The following is a 6,042-nucleotide window of genomic DNA, read 5'->3' as shown; positions in this document are numbered from 1 at the left end:
CAGCACGGCGGTGCCGCCCGGCCGCAGCCGGGCCAGGGCGTGCTGCACCCAGGCCAGCTCGGACTCGGTGCGCGGCGGCAGGCCGTGCACCCAGCGCCGGTCGGTGGACAACTCCTCGTAGCCCCAGTCGCGTTCGTTGAAGGGCGGGTTGCACAGCACGACGTCCGCGGCGGCCCGCTCATGGGGGTCGGCGCGCAGGGAGTCGCCCTCCCGCACGTCCGCCGTCACCCGCGCCCCAGCCCCGCCCGCCTCGCCGGCGGCACTCGCCTCGTCGGTGACGAACGCCAGCCGCGAGGCGGCCAGCGCGGCCAGCGCCGGGTCGCTGTCGCAGCCCAGCAGGGTGACGCGTGCGGCTCCCGCGGACGCCCGGACCCGTGCGGCGGCGTCCAGCAGATGGCCCGCGCCGCAGGCCGGGTCGAGCACGGTCGCCCCGCCGTCCCCGGCTCCGTCCCCGGCCGGGGACGGGTGCGCCGCCAGGGCGACCTCGGCCATCAGGTCCGCCAGGGACCGGGGGCTGGCGCTGACCTGGCGGACATGGGCGTCCAGCCAGCGCTGCAGCAGGAACTCGAAGACCTCCCGCGCCCCCTCGCGCCGCCCCAGCGCCACGGCCTCGCCGACCAGTTCCCCGGCCCGCTCGGACAGGGAGGCGACGGTCGCGGGAGTCCCGCCGCCGCGCATCCGCCCTCCGGCCTCGGCGATGGCCAGGCCCGTCTCCTCCCGGCCGCCGAGGGCCTCGAAGCCGGGCCAGAGCAGCTCGCGTCCGCCGACCTCCTTGAGCTTGCCGTTCTCCCGCAGCCACTGCTCGATCTCGGCGAGGGAGAACTGGGGGCCGGCGTCGGTGCCGCCGATCCGGGCGGGGAAGGTGTCGTGCCTGCGCCGCCAGTTGCTGACGGCCGCCCGCCCCACCCCGGCGATCCGCGCGATCTCCGCGAGGGTGACCGGCACTGCGCGTCGTGAAGGCATCGGGATCTCCGGGGTCGGGTCAGTCGGGTTGCCACAGGCACCTGTTCGAATTCAAAGCTCCGATGGGAGCGCCGGGATTCGAACAATCGGTGTCACCGGGCAGGTTACTACGGCGTTTGACACCGTTCACAGAACGAGGCGCCGGGTCACGGGGGACGGACCGGGAGGGGTACCCCGGAGCGTGGCTACCGAAGCCCCGTGTCGCGAACGGCACGGGGGAGCCGGTCCGCGCGGCGGGGCCGGGCCCGGCCGGAATTCAGCGAACCGCTGCGGACGGCCTCCCGCCGATTTCACCGGCGGTCACCGCGCACGCCGCGGCCCGCAAGCGTTACGGTCGGTCGATGCCCTGACGGAGAAGAACCCATGACGCCGCACTGGCCCCGCCGCTCCGCGTAGTCCACCCGACCGCCTGTAACGGGACAGGCCGGGAGCGCTCCGACGCCGGGCTCATCGCGCTTCGCGGGGAGGCAGGTCAGGCCAGCACCTCGTCGGTCCTGCGCAGGGCGTTCCTCCGGGCCAGCTGTACCTGCCGCAGGCGTTCGGAGGTCTCGGGAGGCTGCCGGGCGACGAAGTCCGCGCGTGCCTCGGCGATCCGGCGGCGCAACCCCGAGTCCCGGTCGCAGGCCACGTCCGTGTCGGCCAGCGCCCTCTCACGAGCCCTGAGCTCCGCTTCGCCGATGCCCTCGGCGGCCAGGGCCTCCAGCGACCGGACGGCATCGGCGGGGCTCGCCACGTCCCACCCGGCGGCCGTCATGCAGGCGCGCCAGTCGGCCAGGGAGGCCCGGAAGCCGTCGTCGGACTCCAGATGAACGGCGAACGTCCTGGTCACGTCCTGGGGCACCAGAGTGTCCTCCAGGGCGGCGCGCACGCTGCCGTACAGCTCCTCGCGTGCCCGGGCCACGCACCCGCCGGTGGCGTAGGAACCGGAGGTACCGCTCGGCAGGCGAAGCCGCTCGGTCGTCGCTTCGCGGGAACCGTTGAGCGCGGTGAGGTAGCGGGTGCGTTCCGCGTCCGGCAGGCCCGCCACGTAGGCGTCCTGGGCGGGTCGGTCCGCGGGGCCGAGGGTGTGCACCGCCGATCCGGTGACACCGTAGGTGGCGGGCCCGCCGTCGTCCACCACGTCGTCGGTGACCAGACCGGCGGGGGGCTTCGGGCCCGGGCTGGTGACCAGGTAGCGGTGGCCCGCTTCCCGCATGCACCGTTCCACGAGGACCTGCTCGGCCCGGAACAGCCGCCACCGGTCCTGGCGGGCCGCCGGGTCGTCGGTGATCAGGGTCTCGGCCGCCGACCGGGCCGCGTCGTCGCTCGGCGTCCGGGATGTCGTTGTGCCGGAGCGGGCCGCCTGTGCCGAACAGCAGGTCAGGACGGCCAGACTCAGCAGAACGGCCAGGGTGACGAATGTCGGCGCCGCGCCGCGGTGACCCGCGGCGCGGTGCCTGAGCGCGGTGCTCACGCCGTGGCGTCCCGAGGCTGTCAGCAGGCCGAGGACCAGCGGTTACTGCTGATCGTGTCGTTGAACGACACGCTGCTGTCCGGGTACACGTAGCCTGCGAAGTTGCTCAGGTACCAGCCGCGCGGCAGGCATGCCCCGGCACCCGTGTAACTGGTCCCGTTGAACACCTGGACGCCGAGGCCGCTGGTGCCGTTGTTGAAGCCGGACGAGGCGCAGTTGCTCCAGGTATTGCCCGGGCAGGTCGAGTGCGAGAACGCTCCCCAGTTGGTGTTGTTGCCCGCGAACCTGGCGGGGCCGTCCGAATAGCCCGCGTGTACCCATACGCAGAAGTACGTGGCCTGGCAGTCCGAGCGGGCCGGCGGCGAGACGCCGGCCTCCTCCTCCGCTACCGCGACCGGCACCGGCTGGGCTGTGGGGGCCCTCTCGGCCGACAAGGGTGCGGCGACGCCGGCGGGTGCGGCAAATCCGACCAGGAACGCCGCGAAAAGGGCGGTCAGCGCTGCCATCAGGCGACGCTTCTTCGTGGAAGTCGTCATGGACTCTCTCCCCTCCCGAACAGTGGGCTGCGCGCCCGGACCGACCCATCCATCAGCTCCGGGCACGCGTCACACAGCACATTCTTGACCGGTCCCGTTCGGGTGTCGTTGGCCGCGCACGCACTGCTCATTGACGTTGAGCGCACCGGACTCCGGTGACCTGGTGACGGTAGTCGCGGGGCGCCAGGCCGTAGGCGGCGCGGAAGGTGCGGGTGAAGGCGGCAGGGTGGGGGAACCCCCAACGCGCGGCGATCTCGCCTATGGAGCGGGCGGCCATCGCCGGGTCGGTCAGGTCGGCGCGTACGCGCTCCAGGCGCTGGCGCCGGATCCATTCGGCAACCGTACGGCCCTGCCTCCGGAAGAGCAGGTGCAGATAGCGGGTGGAGATGTGGTGGGCCGCTGCGATGGTGGCGGGCGACAGCAGCGGGTCGTCCAGCCGCTGGTCGATGAACGCCTGGATCCGCAGCAGCAGCACCCGCTGGCGGGACTCCGGCGGGACGCGCCGGACGCAGTCGAGGTGGTGCCCCAGCGTGGCGTTCAGCAGGTCGAGCAGCACCATGCCGAGGCGCGGTCTGTCGGCCGTCCGGTAGCCGGTGGAGTCGGCGGTCACCCGGGTCAGGAAGTCCATCAGCAGCGCACCCATCGCATCCCGGCCCGGCAGCCGTACCGCCAGCAGCCGGTCCAGCTGTTCGGGGGCCATCGGTATGAGGGTGCGCGACACATGCACGGCCAGGAGACCGGCCGTGCCGCGCCCCGCGTCGATGAGGGCCTCGAAGGGCGTGGAAGTGGAGTACAGAGCCAGGTCGTGCGGACCGAGGGCCGCCTCCCGCCCGGCTTGGACGACGCCGATCCGGCCGCCCAGCACCAGCCCCAGTCCGTAGAGCTCCGGGTCCGACTGCCGGATCAGCCGTGGCGTACGCCGGCAGCCGTGCGACGAGCAGGTGAGGTGCGAGACCACCATGTCGCCCAGCGGCATGGCGTGCAGCGTCGCCCGGAAGTCGTCGGGCCGGCCTATGGTCAGCTCGGTGGGCGACATCACCCGCCCGGTAACCTCACACCATGCCTCCACCCGGCCGTCCGGCGGCTGTTGGGCACTGTCGAAGAGCAGGTCCATGTGATGAGTCCCTCCCCGCGCGGCCCTCCCCGGCCACATCGTTGTTCGCCGGGCCGTACCGCCCGATGGGTATCTCCCGGAAACGGTCCTGAACGCCGGCACCGCCTCGCAAGGACGCCTTGTCGGTCAGCGACGAGATTCGGTCACCTGTTCGCGGAGTCCTCGTTCCGGGGCGGAGGACCGGACACCGGGAAGCGGTCGACCGGTGTTGCCCAGTGCGGGGAACAGAGACACCGGTGGATGGGCTGAGACGGTTATGAGGCTTGATCGTTTGCCGGAGCGGGAGGCGCTGGTGGAGCACCGCGAGGCGTGGGGGAGGTGTACATGACACACGCTAGGAGGCGCGAGCCCGCTCCCCCGGCCCCCCTCCGGTTACGAGTCCCCGGCCGTGGTGGACGAGGGCCTGCCGGTCTTCCACGAGCGGCTGAAGAGCGAGCTGACCTTCCCCCTGGCCTGGGGCGCCTCACCGATCCGGGACCTCCCCGCCTGGCGCGAGGCGGCCCGCGCCACCGTCGAACGGCACCTCCTCCAGCCCCCGGACGACACCCCCTTCGCCCCCGAGACCACCGACGAGCAGCACGTCGACGGCTACCGCCGCCGCACGGTCGTGTTCAACCTGACGCGCCTGAGCCGGGTGCGCGCGCTGATGCTGGTGCCGGACGGCCGGGGACCGCACCCGGCGGTGCTGCTGCTGCACGACCACGGCTCGCGGTTCGACATCGGCAAGGAGAAGCTCGTACGGCCCTGGTACGACCGGGAGCGCCTGGCCTCGGCCCGCGCCTGGGCCGACAGGTGCTTCGGCGGGCGCTTCGTCGGCGACGCCCCCGGCCGGGGCGACCGCTCGGGGCTGACCTACGAGAGCCGGCAGGCGCTCGCCGCCAACCTGTTCAACCTCGGCTCCTCACCGGCCGGCCTCATGGCCCGCGAGGACCAGCGCGCCGCCGCCTTCCTCGCCTCCCTCCCCGAGGTGGACGCGGAACGGGTCGCGGCGCTGGGCTTCTCCATGGGCGCCTGCCGGGCCTGGCCCGCCACCCGTACATCCCCGACGTGGCGAGCATCGCCGCCTCCAAACCGCTCTGTCTCACCGGCGGTTCGGACGACGCCTTCGCCTGGCTGGACGCCCGGGCGGGACGGCCCGAGCGGCCCGAGCGGCTCGGCCGGCGGGGAGCGGGACGGCAGCGGTCAGGCCGGCGGTGCTCCGTGCCCGGCGGCGACACGCCTCCCCACGGCGGGCGGGGGCAGCGGAGCGATCTCCCGCTCGAAGAACTCCGTGAAGTCCTCGCCGCGCTCGTAGAGCGCGTCGAAGCCGGCCGAGGTCTCGGCGATCAGCGCGGGATCGGTGTAACGCCTGGCGCCCGCCGCGTCACCGTCCTCGTAGACCACCTCGTACATGGCCCGGTCCCCGAGGATCACGACCTCGGGCACGGGCCGGTCGCGCTCGACCTCCGCGATGGTGCGGGCGTCGACGGCCCTGATCTCGTCGCCCAGTTCCACCTTGAGGCGGAGTACGAAGAACTCCCACTGCACATACGGTGTGACGGGGAACTCCACCACCCGCAGACGGCGCTGCCGGACTCCGAGGCGTTGCGCCTCCCGCAACTGCCGCGCGTACACCTCGCGTTTCTCCCCGGCGAGCGAGAGGGCCTCCTCCCAGTCCCCGGAGTCGAAGGCCTCCCAGCTCGGGAAGCCGCGCTCCCTGAAGTGCTGGCCGCGCTCGAGCTTCCTCAGCTGCCGGATCCCGCTCTCGAAGACGCGGTAGAAGTCCTCGTGGTACTTCTTCCGGTCGAGGCGCGCTGGTTCACCTGCCGGGAACGAGTCAAACATTGGGGATATCCGGTTTCGCCGCGATCATCATGCTCCTGGGGTTGACTTCCTCCCCCTCCTGAAGGAGGGGGATTCCTACGGCTCGCGCCGTGGGGTTTTCTGCTTCATCACCGACTGCCCGCCCGGAGTACTCCGTTGAGGTCTTACACCAG

General features: G+C 72.6%; 6 protein-coding genes. 1 reads left to right on the top strand and 5 read right to left on the bottom strand.

The features are described from left to right. From AC2CJA_RS22860 to AC2CJA_RS22845, 4 genes are all read right to left on the bottom strand, one after another. The coding region (locus tag AC2CJA_RS22860; protein WP_484604563.1) for an N-6 DNA methylase at positions 1-963 on the bottom strand (963 nt) is incomplete at its 3' end. A gap of 472 nt (positions 964-1,435) precedes the next feature. Next, complete coding sequence (locus AC2CJA_RS22855; RefSeq protein ID WP_484604562.1) at positions 1,436-2,416, bottom strand: hypothetical protein; 981 nt, start codon at positions 2,414-2,416, stop codon at positions 1,436-1,438. A 20-nt stretch (positions 2,417-2,436) separates the two neighbouring features. Then, positions 2,437-2,952 (bottom strand): peptidase inhibitor family I36 protein, encoded by a 516-nt coding sequence (locus tag AC2CJA_RS22850; protein ID WP_484604561.1) that lies wholly within the window; start codon positions 2,950-2,952, stop codon positions 2,437-2,439. 127 nt (positions 2,953-3,079) lie between these two features. Then, entirely contained in the window at positions 3,080-4,066 is a 987-nt protein-coding gene (locus AC2CJA_RS22845; protein ID WP_484604560.1) for an AraC-like ligand-binding domain-containing protein, read from the bottom strand. 388 nt (positions 4,067-4,454) lie between these two features. Between AC2CJA_RS22845 and AC2CJA_RS22840 the strand changes: the two genes are divergently transcribed. Further along, positions 4,455-5,360, top strand: coding sequence for a dienelactone hydrolase family protein (locus AC2CJA_RS22840; RefSeq protein ID WP_484604559.1), 906 nt, complete (start codon positions 4,455-4,457; stop codon positions 5,358-5,360). On the opposite strand, the gene AC2CJA_RS22835 is transcribed toward AC2CJA_RS22840, so the two are convergent. Further along, positions 5,249-5,890 carry a DUF6879 family protein gene (locus AC2CJA_RS22835; RefSeq protein ID WP_484604558.1) on the bottom strand — a complete coding sequence of 214 codons (642 nt, stop codon included), beginning with the start codon at positions 5,888-5,890 and terminating at the stop codon, positions 5,249-5,251. The genes AC2CJA_RS22840 and AC2CJA_RS22835 overlap by 112 nt on opposite strands. Positions 5,891-6,042: the final 152 nt, after the last annotated feature.

This window comes from Streptomyces sp. ATLC9 (assembly GCF_057196705.1).
This window is presented reverse-complemented; position numbering and strand designations above follow the sequence as displayed.